We start from the raw sequence: 16,671 nt of genomic DNA, 5'->3' as shown, positions 1-16,671 counted from the left end.
CGCCATCCGCGCGCTGGCCGAAGTGGTCGGCGACGGCCTCGACCTCGGGATCGCCGTCTTCATCGAGGGCGAGGAGGAGTACGGGTCCCGCTCCTTCGCCCAGTTCCTGGCCGACAACGTCGACGTGCTGCGCTCCGACGTCATCGTCGTCGCCGACTCGGGCAACTGGGACGACCGCACGCCCGGCCTCACCGTGTCGCTCCGCGGCAATGCCCGTTTCACGCTGACGGTGCGGACCCTGGAGCACGCCTCCCACTCGGGGATGCTCGGCGGAGCGGTCCCGGATGCCATGCTCGCGACCGTGAAGCTCCTGGCGACGCTTTGGGACGACGACGGTGCCGTCGCGGTCGAGGGCCTCCACGTCCGCGAGGCGGAGACCCCGGCGTACGACGAGTCCACGCTTCGCGCGGAGTCGGGCCTGCTCGAGGGAGTCAGCCCCATCGGGCGCGACTCGATCCTGAGCCGCATCTGGAACAAGCCCTCGGTGACGATCACCGGATGGGATGCCACGCCCGTGGCGTCGGCGTCGAACACGCTGTCACCCGAGACGAGCGTCGTGATCAGCGCTCGCGTCGCTCCCGGCCAGAGCGCCGAGGACGCGTACGCGGCGATTGAAGCGCACCTCCGCGCCCATGCGCCGTTCGGAGCCCACCTGGAGTTCAGCGACGTCGACTGCGGCGACGCGTTCCTCGTCGACACGAGCGGCTGGGCCGTCGAGGACGCCCGCGCGTCGTTCGCCGAGGGGTACGGCGTCGAGTCCGTCGACGTCGGGATCGGGGGCTCGATCCCCTTCATCGCCGACCTCGTCCGAGAGTTCCCCGCGGCGCAGATCCTCGTCACGGGGGTGGAGGATCCTCACGCCCGGGCGCACAGCCCCAACGAGTCGTTGCACCTGGACACGTTCCGCAACGCGGTGGTGTCGGAAGCTCTCCTGCTGACGCGCCTGAACGCGCGTACCGTCTGAACGAGGCCGCGGGGGCGCGACGGGCGTAGAATCGTCTCGTCCCCGCGACCGATCAACCGAAGGGCATCGCCATGACCGACACCACACTGTCGTCCGCCGCCGACACCCGCGAGCACGGCGTGGGCCTGACCGCGGCCGCCTCCGACAAGGTCAAGAGCCTGCTGTCGCAGGAAGGCCGCGACGACCTGCGTCTCCGTGTCGCCGTGCAGCCGGGCGGTTGCTCCGGCCTCATCTACCAGCTCTACTTCGACGAGCGTTACCTCGACGGCGACAAGGTCGTCGACTTCGACGGCGTCGAGGTCATCGTCGACGACATGAGCGTGCCGTATCTCGACGGCGCGAGCATCGACTTCAAGGACACGATCTCGGAGCAGGGCTTCACGATCGACAACCCCAACGCGCAGGGCTCCTGCGCGTGCGGCGACAGCTTCCACTGAGCTCGGCGCGCCGTCCGCGAGCGTCTTTCGAGGACCCCCGGAACCACGGATCACACCGTGGAATCCGGGGGTTCTCGATGTCTCGGCACTGGACGAATGGCCTGAGAACGGTGAGAGGTTGCCGTAGACTGTCAAAGCTTCATCCACGACCCGGAAAGGTGCACTGTGCCCTCCAAACGTCGCCTCCGCTGGGCTGCGCTTCCCCTCGGGATCGCGTCCGTCGCGCTTCTGTCCGGTTGCACCACGACCCAGCTGCACGGTTTCCTCCCCGGCTTCGTCGATGACGGCACGCCTGCCACCAACCACACCGACATGGTCGCCGGTCTGTGGGTCAACTCCTGGATCGTGCTGCTCGCAGTCGGCGTGATCACGTGGGGTCTCATGCTCTGGGCGGTCATCGCCTACCGCCGCCGCAAGGGGCAGTCGGGCCTCCCGGTGCAGTTGCGCTACAACATGCCGGTCGAGATCTTCTACACGATCGTCCCGCTGATCCTCGTCGTCGGCTTCTTCGCCTTCACGGCGCGTGACCAGAACACGCTCGAGACGCAGTACGACGACCCCGACGTCTCGATCACCGCGTACGGCAAGCAGTGGGCCTGGGACTTCCAGTACAACGGCACGAAGGAAGACAACTCCGACGCCGTGTACTCGATGGGCGTCCAGGCGACGGCCACGGCCGACGGCTACGACCTCGAGGACGTGCCGACGCTCTACCTCCCGGTCAACAAGAAGGTCAAGATCGACCTCCGGTCGCGCGACGTGATCCACTCGTTCTGGATCATCGACTTCCTGTACAAGAAGGACATGTACATCGGCCGCGACAACGAGTGGTCGTTCACTCCGACCCGCGAGGGCACGTACGAAGGCAAGTGCGCCGAGCTCTGCGGCGAGTACCACTCCGCCATGCTCTTCAACGTCAAGGTCGTCAGCGACGCGGAGTACGAGGACTACCTCCAGTCGCTCCGCAGCGCCGGTGACGTCGGCGACATCAGTGATCTGTCGCGCCTGCAGAACCTCACGACGGCCGGCGCCGAAGGGAACAAGTGATCATGGCCACGACGCTTCCGCTTCAGGAGAAGGGCACTTCCCGCCCGACGACCCTCCCTCCGCGTCAAGCCGCTCTGCTCAGCACCTCGCGTGTCGAACAGAAGGGCAACCTGGTCGTCAAGTGGATCACCTCCACCGACCACAAGACCATCGGGTACATGTACCTGATCGCCTCGGTGATCTTCTTCATGCTCGGTGGCGTGATGGCGCTGATCATCCGTGCAGAGCTCTTCGAGCCCGGCATGCAGATCATCCCGACCAAAGAGCAGTACAACCAGCTGTTCACCATGCACGGCACGATCATGCTGCTCATGTTCGCGACGCCGCTGTTCGCGGGCTTCGCGAACGCGCTGCTGCCGCTGCAGATCGGTGCGCCCGACGTGGCGTTCCCGCGTCTGAACGCCTTCGCCTTCTGGCTGTTCCTCTTCGGCTCGACGATCGCCGTCTCCGGCTTCCTCACCCCGCAGGGTGCGGCCGGGTTCGGCTGGTTCGCCTATCAGCCGCTCGCCAACGCGAGTTTCTCGCCGGGTGTCGGCGGTAACCTCTGGATGCTGGGCCTCGGCATCAGCGGTTTCGGTACGATCCTCGGTGCGGTGAACTTCATCACCACGATCCTCACGATGCGCGCCCCCGGCATGACCATGTGGCGCATGCCGATCTTCTCGTGGAACACGCTCATCACGAGCATCCTGATCCTTCTCGCCTTCCCGGTGCTCGCCGCGGCCATCTTCGCCGCCGCCGCCGACCGCGTGCTCGGTGCCCACATCTACAGCCCGGAGAACGGCGGCGTGCTCCTCTGGCAGCACCTCTTCTGGTTCTTCGGTCACCCCGAGGTGTACATCATCGCGCTGCCGTTCTTCGGCATCGTCTCCGAGATCTTCCCGGTGTTCAGCCGCAAGCCGATCTTCGGTTACAAGACCCTCGTCTACGCGACGATCGCGATCGCCGCCCTGTCGGTGGCCGTGTGGGCGCACCACATGTACGTCACGGGTGGAGTGCTCCTGCCGTTCTTCGCCCTGATGACCATGCTCATCGCGGTGCCGACCGGCGTGAAGATCTTCAACTGGATCGGCACGCTCTGGCGGGGATCCGTCACGTTCGAAACGCCGATGGTGTTCGCACTCGGCTTCCTCGTGTCGTTCGTCTTCGGCGGCCTGACCGGTGTCATCCTCGCGTCGCCCCCGCTCGACTTCCACCTGTCCGACTCGTACTTCGTCGTGGCGCACTTCCACTACGTCGTCTTCGGCACGGTCGTCTTCGCGATGTTCGCGGGCTTCTACTTCTGGTGGCCCAAGTGGACCGGCAAGATGCTGAACGAGCGTCTCGGTATGGTGCACTTCTGGATGCTGTTCATCGGCTTCCACATGACCTTCCTCATCCAGCACTGGCTGGGCGTCGACGGCATGGTGCGTCGCTACGCGGACTACGCCGCGGCCGACGGATGGACCTGGGAGAACCAGCTCTCGACCATCGGCTCGATGATCCTCGGTGCGTCGATGATCCCGTTCCTGCTGAACGTCTGGATCACGGCCCGCAAGGCTCCTCGTGTGACGGTCGACGACCCGTGGGGTTATGGTGCTTCGCTCGAGTGGGCGACGTCCTGCCCGCCGCCGCGTCACAACTTCACCTCGATCCCGCGCATCCGTAGCGAGCGCCCCGCCTTCGACCTGAACCACCCCGAGGCCGGTATCCCGGTCGGCGTGGGCCCGGCGAAGGACGCCCCCGACACGCCCGTCGTCGACGCGGCCGCTGGAGAGGTCAAGTAAACGATGCGTACCAATGTCGGACTCTGGTGGCTCCTCGCGGGCTTCGGATTCTTCATCGCCGCGGTCTACACGGTCTGGAGCCTCATCCAGCACGGTGGTGTCGAGTGGGTCGGAACCGTGGCCCTCGTCTTCCTCGGCCTCATGTCGTCGATGATCGCCTTCTACGTGGGTCGTGTGCTCAAGGCGCAGAACGGCGAGCTCCCCGAAGACACGCTGACCGCTGACATCGATGACGGCGACCCCGAGATGGGCGAGTTCAGCCCGTGGTCGTGGTGGCCCATCGTGCTCGCCGCGTCGGCGGCGATCGCTGTGATCGGCCTCGCGGTGGGGAGCTGGATGGTTCCCATCGGGTTCATGGTCTTCGTGGTCGCGATCGTGGGCTGGGTGTACGAGTACTACCGCGGGTACTTCGCCCGCTGATCCTGTGCCCCTTCGGCTGAATACGGCCGCCGTCTCCGACGCCGGCGCCCATCGTCCCACCAACCAGGACGCCGCGTTCGTGGCGTCCTGGGGTGCGGCGGTGGCAGACGGCGTCGGCGGTGGCCCTTCGGGCGATCTCGCCTCGGCGGCGCTCATTCATCGCCTGGTGGCGACGCGGGGGAGTGCGATCGACGCGGACGGTCTCCTCGTCCGTATACGCGAGGCGAACTGGGATATCCGCGCCCACGTCGAACGTGACCCGGCGCTCCGCGGCATGGCGACGACCTTCACGGGCGTGTTCCTCGGCGCCGATGGTCAGCTGCTCCTCGCCCACACCGGTGATTCCCGTGCCTATCTGCTGCGCGACGGCGAGTTCACCCGTGAGACACGCGACGACTCCTACGTGCAGGCATTGGTCGACCACGGGATCATCCCGCCCGAGGCCGCAGCCGCTCATCCTCGCCGCAACATCATCACCGCCTCGCTGGGCGGAGCCGAGGGCGACGTCGTATCGGTCGCCGAGCGGCCGCCGGTGGTCGGCGATCGCTGGGTTCTCTGCAGCGACGGGCTCACCGATTACGTGCCCGAGGCGGACGTCGCGCGTCTGATCGCGGAGGCCGATGATCCCCGCTCCGCAGCCGCCGCCGCCGTGGCGCTCGCGCTCGAGGCGGGCACGCGCGACAACGTGACGGTCGTCGTCTGCGATGTCGTCGATGACGAGCAGCCCATTGTGAGCGAGCCGGTGTTCTCGGGGTCTGCGGCGCGGTGGTTCGCCGAGGACGTCGAGACGGCCTGAGAGTCGACTCGCTTCACAGCTCTGACGACGGTCTGTCGCTCCGAGGGCCCGAGCCGCCGGTTCGATCGCTCGTCGGCTACGGCCGGGCCGACCTGCTCGGCACCGAGAAGTTCGGCGCTGACGATGTCAGATGAGGGACGTAACCCGTCGCCGCTCGAGCAGTCTCATCGTCTGGCGCTCGTCGACCTCGACGTCGCCGTCTTCGTTCCATCCGTGATTCTCGGAGAATTCGGCGGCGCGCTCGTTCCCGTCCAGGACCCAGAGATCGGCGCAGGCGTACCCGTCCTCGCGGAGTGCCTGTTGGGCGGCTGAGATCAACGCATGCCCAACCCCGATCGCGAATGCGGACGGGTGCACGTAGAGCCTTCAGCGCTTGCCCTCGTCCGACGCTCCTTCGTCGCGCCCGGGTCCGAAGGGCGCCCACCCGACGATGTCGCCATCGCGGTCCGCGACGATCGTGCGGCCCGTCGCGTTCGGGTCGTTGATGATCTGCAGCCACCCGTTTGCGCGCGATTCGACGGACAGCCCATCGAGCACGTGGTCCGGAACCGTGGCCGGCCGGATGTCTGCAGATCGTGCCACGCTTCGCGTTCCTCTCTCTTCCGCGTTCGCGGAGCGTCCCCCGACGGTACCGTGCTGGCCCCCTATCGGGTGGAGCGCGAGCGTCGGCGCCCGGCACCCTCTCAGTTCGAGCGTACGACCATGACCGTGGGGTCGAAGACCCGCTCGCAGGGCCCCTCATCGTTCTCGAAGGGTTGGCCCTCACGGACCCAATACTCGTAGCCCCCGATCATCTCGCGAACGGTGTAGCCGAGTGACGCGAACGCGAGCGCGCCCTTCTGGCCCGCGTTGCATCCGGGGCTCCAGCAGTACACGACGACGGGCATGTCGAGCGGAATCTCCAAGGGCGCGCGGTCGGCGATGTCACGGTAGGGGAGGTGCACGGCGCCGGTAATGCGGCCCTGCTGCCATGCATCGTCGCCTCGGACGTCGACGAGGACGAAACGATCTCCGGCCTTCTGCGCCGCGTATACGTCGGAGGGGTCGGTCTCCGCGGCGAGCCGGGCGGCGAAATACTCCTGAATGCTGGTCATACGCACACGGTACGACGGCGGGCCCGCACGCCGAGAGGGGCGGGATGCCACTCACCCGTGGCATCCTGCCAATGCACTCACCCGCGGGCACCGCCTCGGTCCTCCGAGGTGCGTCAGACGCTCATACGCAGCGCCGAAAGGAGCCTGTGTGCCGGAGAAACGACGAAACCCCGGTGCCGAAGCACCGGGGTTTCGCGGGGGAGATTACTCGCTCTTGTCCTCGTGAGGGCGGTTCTTCTCCTCGAGACCCTTCGGAGCGGGGAGCTCGACTTCGGCGCGCTCACCGATCGCCATGTGCGGACGACCATCCTCGTCGGCCCGGGCGTTCGCACCCGCGATCTCGTCAGCCTCCTCGTGATCGATGTGGTCGAGCTCGTGGTGCTGGTGTGCCACCGCCGCGTCGACCTCGGCCTGAGTCAGCGGAGCGAGACGGTCCTCGAAGAACCAGCGCGAGACGCCGGCACGGAAGTTCGAGTACCAGGGGATCTCGCCCTTGTCGTTGGGCCGGACCACGAGCGGCTCGTAGGTCTCGTTGTCGATCAGCTTCCAGCGCTCGTACTCGTCGACGGGCTGGTGGACCTCGATGTACTCGCCGCCGGGAAGGCGGACGATGCGACCCGACTCGTACCCATGCAGCGCGATCTCGCGGTCCTTCTTCTGCAGAGCGATGCAGATGCGCTTGGTGACGAAGTAGGCCAGGATCGGGCCGAGGATGAGCAGCGCCTGAAGCGCGTGGATGACGCCTTCCATCGTGAGGTGGAAGTGCGTGGCCATGATGTCGGACGAAGCCGCCGCCCACATGACCGCGTAGAACGTGACGCCGGCGGCGCCGATGGCCGTACGGGTCGCCGCGTTGCGGGGGCGCTGTGCGATGTGGTGCTCGCGGGTGTCGCCGGTGATCCACGCCTCGATGAAGGGGTAGACGAGCACGAGGACGATGAACAGTCCCAGCACGCCGACGGGGATGATGATGTTCCACGACCACGTGTGGTCCCAGAGCACGAACTCGAGGTGCGGCGGGATGAGGCGCAGCATGCCGTCCGCGAAGCCGATGTACCAGTCGGGCTGCGTACCGGCCGAGACGGGGGAGGGGTCGTACGGACCGTAGTTCCAGATCGGGTTGATCGTCACGAGCGCGGCGATCAGGACGATCACACCGAACGTGATGAAGAAGAATCCACCCATCTTCGACGCGTACACCGGGAGCATCGGGTAGCCCACGACGTTGCTGTTCGAGCGGGCGGGGCCGGCGAACTGCGTGTGCTTGTTGATGATCATCAGCATGAGGTGCACCGCCAGCAGCGCGACCAGGATGGCCGGCAGCAGCAGGATGTGCAGCGTGTACAGGCGGCCGACGATCGCGGTACCGGGGAACTCGCCGCCGAACAGCAGGAACGAGGTCCAGGTGCCGATGATCGGGAGGCCCTTGATCATGCCGTCGATGATGCGGAGGCCGTTACCCGAGAGCAGGTCGTCGGGGAGGGAGTAGCCCGTGAAGCCCTCGGCCATCGCGAGGATGAAGAGGATGAAGCCGACGACCCAGTTGAGCTCGCGCGGCTTGCGGAACGCGCCGGTGAAGAAGACGCGCAGCATGTGCACGCCGATGCCGGCCACGAACACCAGGGCGGCCCAGTGGTGGATCTGACGGACCAGGAGTCCACCGCGCAGGTCGAACGAGATGTGCAGCGCGGACTCCATCGCCGCGGACATCGCGATACCGCGCATGGGCTCGTAGGCGCCGTTGTAGTGCGTCTCGACCATCGACGCCTGGAAGAAGAACGTCAGGAAGGTGCCGGACAGCAGCACGACTACGAAGCTCCACAGGGCGATCTCGCCCAGCATGAAGGACCAGTGGTCGGGGAAGATCTTGCGGCCGAGCTCTTTGACGATGCCCGACATGCTCGTGCGCTCGTCGAGGTAGTTCGCCGCAGCGCCGACGAAACGGCCGCCGAGCGGCTTACCGTCGCGTCCCCCCGGCTGCGGGCCGGACGAGACGGCGGGTTCGGTCGTGACGTTCTCGGTGGGATGAGTACCGATGCTCATTTGCGCTCCCAGAAGCTGGGGCCGACGGGCTCGTGGAAGTCACTCTTCGCGACGAGGTAACCCTCGGCGTCGACGGTGATGGGGAGCTGCGGCAGGGGACGGGCGGCCGGGCCGAAGATGACGGCCGCACCGTTGGCGACGTCGAACTGCGACTGGTGGCAAGGGCACAGGAGGTGGTGGGTCTGCTGCTCGTAGAGCGCCACGGGGCAGCCGACGTGCGTGCAGACCTTCGAGTACGCGACGATGCCGTCGTACGTCCAGTCCATCTTGTTGGTCTCGGGGTTCAGCTGCTCGGGCTGCAGACGCATCAGCAGCACGATGGCCTTGGCCTTCTCTTCGAGGTAGCCCTCGTCGTGGCCGAGGCCGGCGAGCTCTTCCGGGATCACGTGGAAGGCCGAGCCGAGGGTGACGTCGGCTGCACGGATCGGGCGACCGGAGGGGTCGTGCGACAGGCGCGAGCCCTCCTTCCACATGGTGTGGCTGAGCAGCTTCACCGGGTCTTCGTCCTGAGGTGCGAGACCACGGAACAGGGTGATGCCCGGGATGATCGAGGCAGCGAGAGCAGCGAACAGCGAGTTGCGGATGATCTCGCGGCGACCGAAGCCGGAGTCCTCGTTCGCCTCGACGAAGACGTTGACGGCGCCCTGGCGGGTCTCGTCACGGCCGCGCGTGGCGTGGCGATCCTCGATGTACTCCTTGTCGGACATGACCGACTTGCCCCAGTGAATGGTGCCGATACCGATCGACAGCAGGGCGAAGCCGATGCCGAGTCCGATGAAGAGGTTGTTGTACCGGATGTCGATCAGCGCGCCCGACTCGATCGGGAAGATCATGTAGGCGATGCTCGCCCAGATGCTCGCGGCGACCGAGAAGTAGAACAGCGTGTAGACCGTGCGGACCGCCCGCTTCATCGCCTGCGGGTCTTGATCGGTCATGCGGTGGCGGTGTCCGGGAAGACCCGGGTTCTCCACGGGGTCGGGAACCGCGACGGCGAGCCCGGCGGAGGGCTTCCATGAAGCCCTCTCGTGCTCGAGTGCGTCTTCCTCGTGTGCCATGGTGCTCCTCGTGCGTTTACGTAATGTCGATGACGACGGTCAGTTGGACTTGGCCGTGATCCACACGGTGAGCGCGATGAGCGCCCCGATTCCGAAGATCCAGATGAACAGACCCTCGGAGACCGGACCGAGCGAACCGAGCGAGAATCCGCCGGGGGACTCGGACTTCTGAAGGAACATCAGGTACGAGATGACGTCGCGCTTGTCTTCGGGGGTGAGGTTGAGGTCGTTGAAGACCGGCATGTTCTGCGGGCCGGTGACCATGGCCGCGTACATGTTGACGGGCGTCACGGTGTGCAGATCCGGGGCCCACTTGCCCTCGGTCAGCGCACCGCCGGCGCCGGCGACGTTGTGGCACATCGCGCAGTTGATGCGGAACAGCTCGGCACCGTGGGAGAGGTCGCCCTCGCCGTCGGTGATGTCGGCGCTCGGGTAGGTCGGGCCGGGGGCCGACGACTGCACGAAAGCGGCGATCGCGTCGATCTGCTCTTCGGTGAACTGCACGGGCTTCTGGGGGGCCTGCGGGCCCTGGGCCTGAAGCGGCATGCGTCCGGTGGACACTTGGAAGTGCACCGACAGCTCGCCCACGCCGAACAGGGAGGGACCCTGCTGGCTGCCCTCGAGGTCGAGGCCGTGACAGGTCGCGCAGTTCGCCTGGAAGAGCTTCTTGCCCTCTTCGACCGCGGTCGCGGAGGAAGCGCTGCTCGTCGGGGTGTCGGTCGCGGCCATCGCGGCGGACGCACCGGCGTACACGCCACCGGTGAGGAGGAGACCGATGCCGATCAGCGCGGCGGCGGCCAGGGGACTGCGGCGCCCGGAGGCGCGGCGCGGCTTCTTCTCTCGTGCCATGTGAGGTACTGCTCTCTTACTTCAGGAAGTAGATGACGAAGAACAGGGCGATCCAGACGACGTCGACGAAGTGCCAGTAGTAGGACACGACGATCGAGGTGGTCATCTCTTTGCGCCCGAAGTTCTTCACGGCGTAGGCACGGCCGATGACGAGGAGGAAGGCGATGAGCCCGCCCGTCACGTGCAGGGCGTGGAAGCCGGTGGTCAGGTAGAAGGCCGAGGCGTAGGGGTTGGCGCTGATGGGCATGCCTTCGGCAACCAGCGTCGCGTACTCCCACACCTGGCCCGACACGAAGACGGCGCCGAGGATGAACGTGAGGTAGAACCACTCCACCATTCCCCACTGGACGAAGCGGAACGGCTTGCCGGAGCGGTACGGCTGGTACCGCTCGGCAGCGAACACGCCCATCTGGCACGTGACCGAGGACAGCACGAGGATGATCGTGTTGACGGTCGCGAAGGGGACGTTGAGCAGCTCGGTCTCCTGCGCCCAGAGGGACGCGGAGGTGCTGCGCAGAGTGAAGTAGATGGCGAAGAGGCCGGCGAAGAACATGACCTCGCTGCCCAGCCACACGATGGTGCCCACGGCGACCGGGTCGGGCCGCTTCACGGCACGCACGGCCTGGGAATACGTCGCTGAGGTCGTCACCGTTCCATTATGCGCGATCCGACGGGCCGATATTCCCATCTCGAGCTGGAGATATTCCACGGTCGAGACTTAGGGAAACCTAAGAATCCACGGGGAATCCCCGGTGTGACGGGACTTCTGCCGCGTCTCGCACGGCTCGGAGAGCGGCAGAGCGGTGTGGAAGGATCATGGCATGGCGGAACGCTTCTCCTGGCCCGATGTCCTCACGTCTCTCCTCGACGGGCGCGACCTCAGCGTGTCGGAATCCACGTGGGCCATGCGGCGTGTCATGGCGGGCGAGGCGACCCCGTCGCAGCTCGCCGGGTTCCTGATCGCGCTGCGCGCCAAGGGCGAGACGGTCGAAGAGATCGTGGGCTTCCGTGACGCCATCCTCGAGGCGGCTGTCCCGCTCCCGGTGCGCGCCGAAGTCCTCGACATCGTTGGGACCGGCGGAGACCGCTTCGGCACCGTCAACGTCTCGACGATGGCGGCAGTGGTGGCGGCGGCATCCGGAGTCCCCGTGGTCAAGCACGGCAATCGCGCCGCGAGCTCGGCATCCGGATCCTCCGACGTCCTGTCGTCGCTCGGTATCGCTCTCACTCTCGATCCGGCCCACGTCGCCGAGACCCTCGATCGCACGGGGATCACCTTCGCGTTCGCCGCGGCGTTCCATCCCGGATTCCGTCACGCGGGGCCGACCCGGTCGGAGCTCGGCGTGCCGACGGTGTTCAACTTCCTCGGCCCGCTGTGCAACCCGGCCCGTGCGGAGGCGAACGCGGTCGGCGTCGCCCACCTCGATCGGGTCCCGCTCATCACCGGCGTCTTCCGCACACGCGGGGCGACGGCGCTCGTGTTCCGCGGCGACGACGGTCTCGACGAGCTGACGACCACCGGACACAGCCGGCTCTGGGAGATCAGCAGAGGCGATGTCCACGAGCACGATCTGGATCCTCGGGATCTCGGCATCCCGCTCGTCGAGATCGATGCCCTGCTCGGCGGCTCGCCCGATCACAACGCCGAGGTCGTGCGGCGCACGCTCGCCGGCGAGACCGGGGCGGTGCGCGACATCGTCCTCCTGAACGCCGCGGCCGGACTCGTGTCGTACCGGTTGTTCCAGGATGCCGCGCAGGTGCAGCGTCCGATCCTCGAGCGTCTGGCCGAGGCGATGGCGGATGCCGCTGCGGCGATCGACGACGGGCGAGCGTCCGCGAAGCTCGAGGCCTGGATCTCGACGACGCGGGAGCTCGCGGAGTAACCCATGCGGCCGCTGGACGCGCTGAACGAGATCGCGTACCTGCTCGAGAGGGAGCGTGCGTCGCGATACAAGTCGAAGGCGTTCCGGACCGCGGCGTCGGCGATCGACGGCCTCAGCGACGCGGAGCTGCGCGACCCGGGGCTCCGGCGGAGGCCCGGGATCGGCGACTCGACGTTCGCGGTCATCCAGCAGGCTCTTGCCGGGGAGGTTCCCGAACGCCTCGCGGCGCTGCGGGCGACCGCGGGTGCCGTCGGTGGTGAAGAACTCCGTGCCGCGCTGCGGGGCGACCTGCACAGCCACAGTGATTGGTCGGACGGGGTGACGCCGATCGAGGCGATGGTGGAGGCGGGTCGCGCGCTCGGACACGAGTACCTGGCCCTGACCGACCACTCACCGCGCCTGACCGTCGCGAATGGGCTGTCTCCCGAGCGACTACGCCGACAGCTCGAGGTCGTGCGGGGGATGAGTGGCGGGGGATTCACGCTGCTGTCGGGAATCGAGGTCGACATCCTCGACGACGGTGACCTCGACCAGGAGGATGCGCTTCTGCGCGAGCTCGATGTGGTCGTGGCATCCGCTCATTCCAAGCTCCGCATGGAGCGCGAGCCCATGACGCGTCGGCTTGTCGCGGCGGCGAGCCATCCTCGGGTGGACGTGCTCGGTCATGTGACGGGGCGTCTCGTCGAGGGCGCACGCGGGACGCGCCCGCCGTCGGAGTTCGACGCTCGCGCGGTCTTCGCCGCGTGTGCGGACTCGGGTGTGGCGGTCGAGATCAACTCGCGTCCGGAGCGTCAGGACCCGCCGGACGAGCTGATCGCGATCGCCCTGGACGAGGGATGCCTGTTCTCGATCGACTCGGACGCGCACGCGCCCGGGCAGTTGTCGCTGCTCGACTATGGGGCCGCGCGCGCCGAGGCGGCGGGGGTGCCTCACGACCGCATCGTCACGACGTGGCCGCTCGAGCGGTTGCGGTCGTGGCTCGAGCGGGAGAGATGACCGCGCCGGCGCGCATAAACGCGATCGGCGCACAGAAACGCGCTGTCCTCGTGTTTTCGTGAGTGAATCGCGTTTATGCGGGGCTTCGCGGCACGCGGGGCGTCGTCACGCCGGCAGAGCCGCCAGGGCGCGCGTCATCGACGAGCCGAGGTTCCATCGCTCGGCGAGGGCCTCGGCGGCTGCGGTGCGCTCGTCGTCGCGCGGGCGAAGGGCGTCGTCGATGCCCCCGAGGTCGAGGTCGCGCACGACGCGCACCACCGTGGGTGCCACGGCCAGGTAGTCGGCCGCCGCGAGGATCTTGGCGCGCTGCGCCGGCGTCCCGCCCGTGCCGGCTTCGGCGGCTGCGGCGATGCCCGCGAGGTCGGTGTGGGCGGTGAGCAGGGCGGCGGCCGACTTCTCGCCGATGCCGGCGACGCCGGGCAGCCCGTCCGAGGGGTCGCCCCGCAGGACCGCGAAGTCGGCGTACTGGGCCGCGTGGATGCCGTACTTCGCGAACACCGCGGCGTCGTCGACGACCTCGAGGTTGCTCATGCCGCGGGCGGTGTAGACGATGCGGATGCCGCGCTCGTCGTCGATGAGCTGGAAGAGGTCGCGGTCGCCGGTCACGATGTCGACCGGCACCTGGGCGGTGGTGGCGAGCGTGCCGATGACGTCGTCGGCCTCGTGCTCGGCCGCTCCCACCACGGGGATGCCGAGAACGGCGAGCGCTTCGCGGATGAGGGGGATCTGGACGACGAGAGGATCGGGAGCCTCTTCTCGATCGGGACCCGAGGCGACCGCCTCGACGACACGGTGCGCCTTGTAGCTCGGGAGGAGGTCGACGCGCCACGCGGGTCGCCAGTCGTCGTCCCAGCACGCCACGACGTGGGTGGGGCGATAGGTCGAGACGAGCTTCGCGATCATGTCGAGAAGTCCCCGCACCGCGTTGACCGAGGTGCCGTCGGAGGCGCGGACCTTGTCGGGCACCCCGTAGAACGCGCGGAAGTACAGGGACGCGGTGTCGAGGAGCATCAGGCGATCGGTCACGGCGTTCATCCTGACACGGGGTGGCCTCAGCCGCCGGTCGCCGTCCACGTGATGATGTCACCGGAGTAGAGCCCGACCTCGACGCTGCCCTCGTCGGCCTCGGCGATGGAGCCGTCGTGAACGACGTAGAAGGTGACGGTGGCGCCGGGAGCGACGTCGGTGATGTCGTACCGGCTGGGATATAGGTCGGTCACCGCCGGGTCGTAGGCCGCGTCCGCGTAGGTGCCGTCGGAGAGGCGGTAGCTCGTCGAGAACCGCAGCTGCCACGCGTCGGAGTCGATGGTCTCATCGGTGAGGTTGGTGATCTCGACCGGGGTCGCGACGAGTGAACCGGATGCCGAGAACGTCTCGGAGGTGATGTCGATCGGCGCGAGGGTGCGAATCGACCACACGTCGTCGCCGGTGTCGGAGTCGATGATGGTCTGGGCGGTGCCCCACGCCAGTTCGGACTCGGATCCGCGGTCGGGCGGGAGGGAGAGCCGTTGCGCGAGCGTGTACGTGTCGGTCTCGGGATCGGGAGCGGAGTCGACACCCGAGCCCGCGGAGGTGAAACCGGACACCACCGCGGCGATCAGGGCGATGAAGACGCCGAAGCCGACGATCACGATCGCGATCACCGCGGGCACGCGGGCACCGCCGCGGCGCGCCAGGTGCACGATCGCGAGCACGAGTGCGGTGACCAGCAGCAGCCAGGCGAGCGGCGAGGCCGTGAACGCGGCGATCGCTCCCACGCACGCGAGCACGAGCGCCGTGATGCCGAGGCCGCGCCGCGGGGGTCGCGCTCCGGCCGGGGAGGCGGAACCGTTCGGGGGAGAGCCCGGGCTCGGCCACGGGGCCGGGGCGCCGGGCGCGGCGGGGCCGATCGTGGGAGGGACGGTGACGGGAGCGCCGGGGCCGTAACCGGCGGACGCCGGACCGTACGCGGCGAACGGCGGTCGCCCACCGTTCGCGGTCTGATTCGTCATGTCGCCTCCCCGGTCCATCGTATGAAGGCCACGGGAGTCGCGGCGACCCCTGTGGAAAGTCCGTGCGCCGACTCGACCTAGAGTGGCGGGATGTCGTTCGGCTCCCCCCGCGTGCGCCCGTCGTCGACCTCGGCCTGCCCGTGCGGGGGAGGTGAGTTCGGCCGGTGCTGCGGTCCGATCCTCGACGGAGCCGCGGCACCGTCGGCGGAGCGGCTGATGCGCTCCCGCTACACCGCCTACGTCGTGGGTGATCTCACGCATCTCGTGCGGTCGTGGCATCCGCGAACCCGTCCCGACGACCTCGATCTCGACAGTGACACCGTCTGGGAGGGGCTCTCGATCGACGAAGCGGACGAGCGCGACGACACCGCCGTCGTCGTGTTCCACGCCGCGTGGCGCCGCGGTGTCGAACGGCAGGTGATGTCCGAGCGCAGCCGGTTCGTCCGCCGGGGTGGGCGATGGGTGTACGTGGACGGCGACGTCGAATGAGGCCGTCAACCCCGCGGCGGCGTGTCGGGGGCCGCGCGTAGGGTCGAGAACCGCCCACCCGATGAGAGGAGCCGCATGATCCCGGAAAGATTGCGCGACCTGCTCGAGGAGCCGTACTACGGCGCCCTCGGCACGGTCCGACCCGACGGCACGGTACAGGTGAACCCGATGTGGTTCGAGTTCGACGGCGAGCACATCCTGTTCACGCACACGGTGACGCGGCAGAAGTACCGCAACCTGCAGCACAACCCCTCGATGAGCTTCATGGTCTACGACCCGGCGCAGCCGTACCGCTACATCGAGGTGCGCGGCCGTCTGGTCGATGAGGAAGCCGACCCGGAAGGCCTCTTCTACGTGCGGCTCGGGCAGCGCTACGGCAATCCCGAACAGCAGGCGCCGGACGACAAGGCGCACCGGGTGATCCTGAAGATGTCGGTCGAGAAGGTCGGAGGACAGTGACATGGAACGCATCGTGATCATCGGCGGCCACGGCAAGGTCGCCCTGCACCTGGCCGGGCTGCTGGTGGAGCGCGGCGACGAGGCGGTGTCGATCATCCGCAACCCCGCTCAATCGGCGGACGTCGAGAGAGCGGGGGGAACGCCGCTCGTCCTCGACGTCGAGAGCGCCGACGTCGAGGCTCTCGCGGAAGCCTTCGCCGGGGCCGACGCGGTCGTCTGGTCGGCGGGTGCCGGGGGCGGAGACGCCGACCGGACCTACGCTGTCGATCGGGATGCCGCTCAGCGCGCTGTCGACGCGGCCGGGGCTGCCGGAGTCCGGCGCTTCGTCATGGTGTCGTGGATCGGCTCCGTGCCCGATCACGGCATCGCGCCCGACGACGCG

The 16,671-nt window shown here is 67.8% G+C and carries 20 protein-coding genes; 11 read left to right on the top strand and 9 right to left on the bottom strand.

Annotated elements, in window-relative coordinates; all coding sequences use genetic code 11:
• The 6 genes from NS283_RS01530 to NS283_RS01505 all read left to right on the top strand — a co-directional run.
• Positions 1 to 964, top strand: a 964-nt coding sequence (locus tag NS283_RS01530) for a M20/M25/M40 family metallo-hydrolase (protein ID WP_058595123.1), incomplete at its 5' end; no start/stop codon positions are given.
• A 71-nt stretch (positions 965 to 1,035) separates the two neighbouring features.
• Entirely contained in the window at positions 1,036 to 1,401 is a 366-nt protein-coding gene (gene erpA / locus NS283_RS01525; RefSeq protein WP_013583176.1) for an iron-sulfur cluster insertion protein ErpA, read from the top strand.
• Positions 1,402 to 1,566: 165 nt separating this feature from the next.
• Complete coding sequence (gene ctaC / locus NS283_RS01520; protein ID WP_081317192.1) at positions 1,567 to 2,448, top strand: aa3-type cytochrome oxidase subunit II; 882 nt, start codon at positions 1,567 to 1,569, stop codon at positions 2,446 to 2,448.
• A 2-nt stretch (positions 2,449 to 2,450) separates the two neighbouring features.
• Positions 2,451 to 4,214, top strand: coding sequence for an aa3-type cytochrome oxidase subunit I (gene ctaD / locus NS283_RS01515; protein WP_043361752.1), 1,764 nt, complete (start codon positions 2,451 to 2,453; stop codon positions 4,212 to 4,214).
• Between the two features lie 3 nt (positions 4,215 to 4,217).
• On the top strand, positions 4,218 to 4,634 hold the full coding sequence (locus NS283_RS01510; protein ID WP_013583173.1) for a cytochrome c oxidase subunit 4: 417 nt from the start codon (positions 4,218 to 4,220) through the stop codon (positions 4,632 to 4,634).
• A gap of 4 nt (positions 4,635 to 4,638) precedes the next feature.
• On the top strand, positions 4,639 to 5,430 hold the full coding sequence (locus NS283_RS01505) for a PP2C family protein-serine/threonine phosphatase (protein WP_058595119.1): 792 nt from the start codon (positions 4,639 to 4,641) through the stop codon (positions 5,428 to 5,430).
• A gap of 126 nt (positions 5,431 to 5,556) precedes the next feature.
• Here the strand turns inward: NS283_RS01505 and NS283_RS19415 are convergent, their stop codons facing one another.
• The 7 genes from NS283_RS19415 to ctaE form a co-directional block, all read right to left on the bottom strand.
• Positions 5,557 to 5,787, bottom strand: coding sequence for a GNAT family N-acetyltransferase (locus NS283_RS19415; RefSeq protein WP_058595118.1), 231 nt, complete (start codon positions 5,785 to 5,787; stop codon positions 5,557 to 5,559).
• A 9-nt stretch (positions 5,788 to 5,796) separates the two neighbouring features.
• Complete coding sequence (locus NS283_RS18535) at positions 5,797 to 6,012, bottom strand: hypothetical protein (protein WP_153003251.1); 216 nt, start codon at positions 6,010 to 6,012, stop codon at positions 5,797 to 5,799.
• A 101-nt stretch (positions 6,013 to 6,113) separates the two neighbouring features.
• On the bottom strand, positions 6,114 to 6,524 hold the full coding sequence (locus NS283_RS01495) for a rhodanese-like domain-containing protein (RefSeq protein WP_058595117.1): 411 nt from the start codon (positions 6,522 to 6,524) through the stop codon (positions 6,114 to 6,116).
• 204 nt (positions 6,525 to 6,728) lie between these two features.
• Positions 6,729 to 8,567, bottom strand: a complete 1,839-nt coding sequence (gene qcrB / locus NS283_RS01490) for a cytochrome bc1 complex cytochrome b subunit (RefSeq protein WP_058595116.1) — start codon at positions 8,565 to 8,567, stop codon at positions 6,729 to 6,731.
• Entirely contained in the window at positions 8,564 to 9,622 is a 1,059-nt protein-coding gene (qcrA, locus tag NS283_RS01485; RefSeq protein WP_058595115.1) for a cytochrome bc1 complex Rieske iron-sulfur subunit, read from the bottom strand. The genes qcrB and qcrA overlap by 4 nt, the downstream gene beginning before the upstream one ends.
• 39 nt (positions 9,623 to 9,661) lie before the next feature.
• Entirely contained in the window at positions 9,662 to 10,471 is an 810-nt protein-coding gene (gene qcrC / locus NS283_RS01480) for a cytochrome bc1 complex diheme cytochrome c subunit (RefSeq protein ID WP_058595114.1), read from the bottom strand.
• Positions 10,472 to 10,487: 16 nt separating this feature from the next.
• Positions 10,488 to 11,159 carry an aa3-type cytochrome oxidase subunit III gene (ctaE, locus tag NS283_RS01475; RefSeq protein WP_058595122.1) on the bottom strand — a complete coding sequence of 224 codons (672 nt, stop codon included), beginning with the start codon at positions 11,157 to 11,159 and terminating at the stop codon, positions 10,488 to 10,490.
• A gap of 133 nt (positions 11,160 to 11,292) precedes the next feature.
• Between ctaE and trpD the strand changes: the two genes are divergently transcribed.
• Together trpD and NS283_RS01465 are read left to right on the top strand one after the other, a co-directional pair.
• Positions 11,293 to 12,354: an anthranilate phosphoribosyltransferase gene (gene trpD / locus NS283_RS01470; protein ID WP_058595113.1), complete on the top strand. Its 1,062-nt coding sequence runs from the start codon at positions 11,293 to 11,295 to the stop codon at positions 12,352 to 12,354.
• Between the two features lie 3 nt (positions 12,355 to 12,357).
• The gene (locus NS283_RS01465) at positions 12,358 to 13,350 is read left to right on the top strand and encodes a PHP domain-containing protein (RefSeq protein ID WP_058595112.1); all 993 of its coding nucleotides are present in this window, start codon (positions 12,358 to 12,360) and stop codon (positions 13,348 to 13,350) included.
• Between the two features lie 105 nt (positions 13,351 to 13,455).
• Here the strand turns inward: NS283_RS01465 and NS283_RS01460 are convergent, their stop codons facing one another.
• Both NS283_RS01460 and NS283_RS01455 read right to left on the bottom strand, forming a co-directional pair.
• The gene (locus NS283_RS01460; protein ID WP_081317193.1) at positions 13,456 to 14,376 is read right to left on the bottom strand and encodes a 5'-3' exonuclease; all 921 of its coding nucleotides are present in this window, start codon (positions 14,374 to 14,376) and stop codon (positions 13,456 to 13,458) included.
• 26 nt (positions 14,377 to 14,402) lie between these two features.
• Positions 14,403 to 15,341 carry a hypothetical protein gene (locus NS283_RS01455; RefSeq protein WP_058595111.1) on the bottom strand — a complete coding sequence of 313 codons (939 nt, stop codon included), beginning with the start codon at positions 15,339 to 15,341 and terminating at the stop codon, positions 14,403 to 14,405.
• A gap of 90 nt (positions 15,342 to 15,431) precedes the next feature.
• Between NS283_RS01455 and NS283_RS01450 the strand changes: the two genes are divergently transcribed.
• From NS283_RS01450 to NS283_RS01440, 3 genes are all read left to right on the top strand, one after another.
• Positions 15,432 to 15,830: a YchJ family protein gene (locus NS283_RS01450; protein ID WP_058595110.1), complete on the top strand. Its 399-nt coding sequence runs from the start codon at positions 15,432 to 15,434 to the stop codon at positions 15,828 to 15,830.
• 75 nt (positions 15,831 to 15,905) lie between these two features.
• A complete protein-coding gene (locus NS283_RS01445; protein ID WP_058595109.1) occupies positions 15,906 to 16,289 on the top strand; it encodes a PPOX class F420-dependent oxidoreductase in 384 nt (127 codons plus the stop codon).
• Between the two features lies 1 nt (position 16,290).
• On the top strand, positions 16,291 to 16,671 hold a 381-nt coding region (locus NS283_RS01440), incomplete at its 3' end, for an NAD(P)H-binding protein (RefSeq protein ID WP_153003250.1).

Source organism: Microbacterium testaceum (assembly GCF_001476285.1).
GTDB lineage: Bacteria > Actinomycetota > Actinomycetes > Actinomycetales > Microbacteriaceae > Microbacterium > Microbacterium testaceum_B.
The sequence above is the reverse complement of the archived record's forward strand: the minus strand, read 5'-3'. Positions and strand labels throughout refer to the sequence as shown.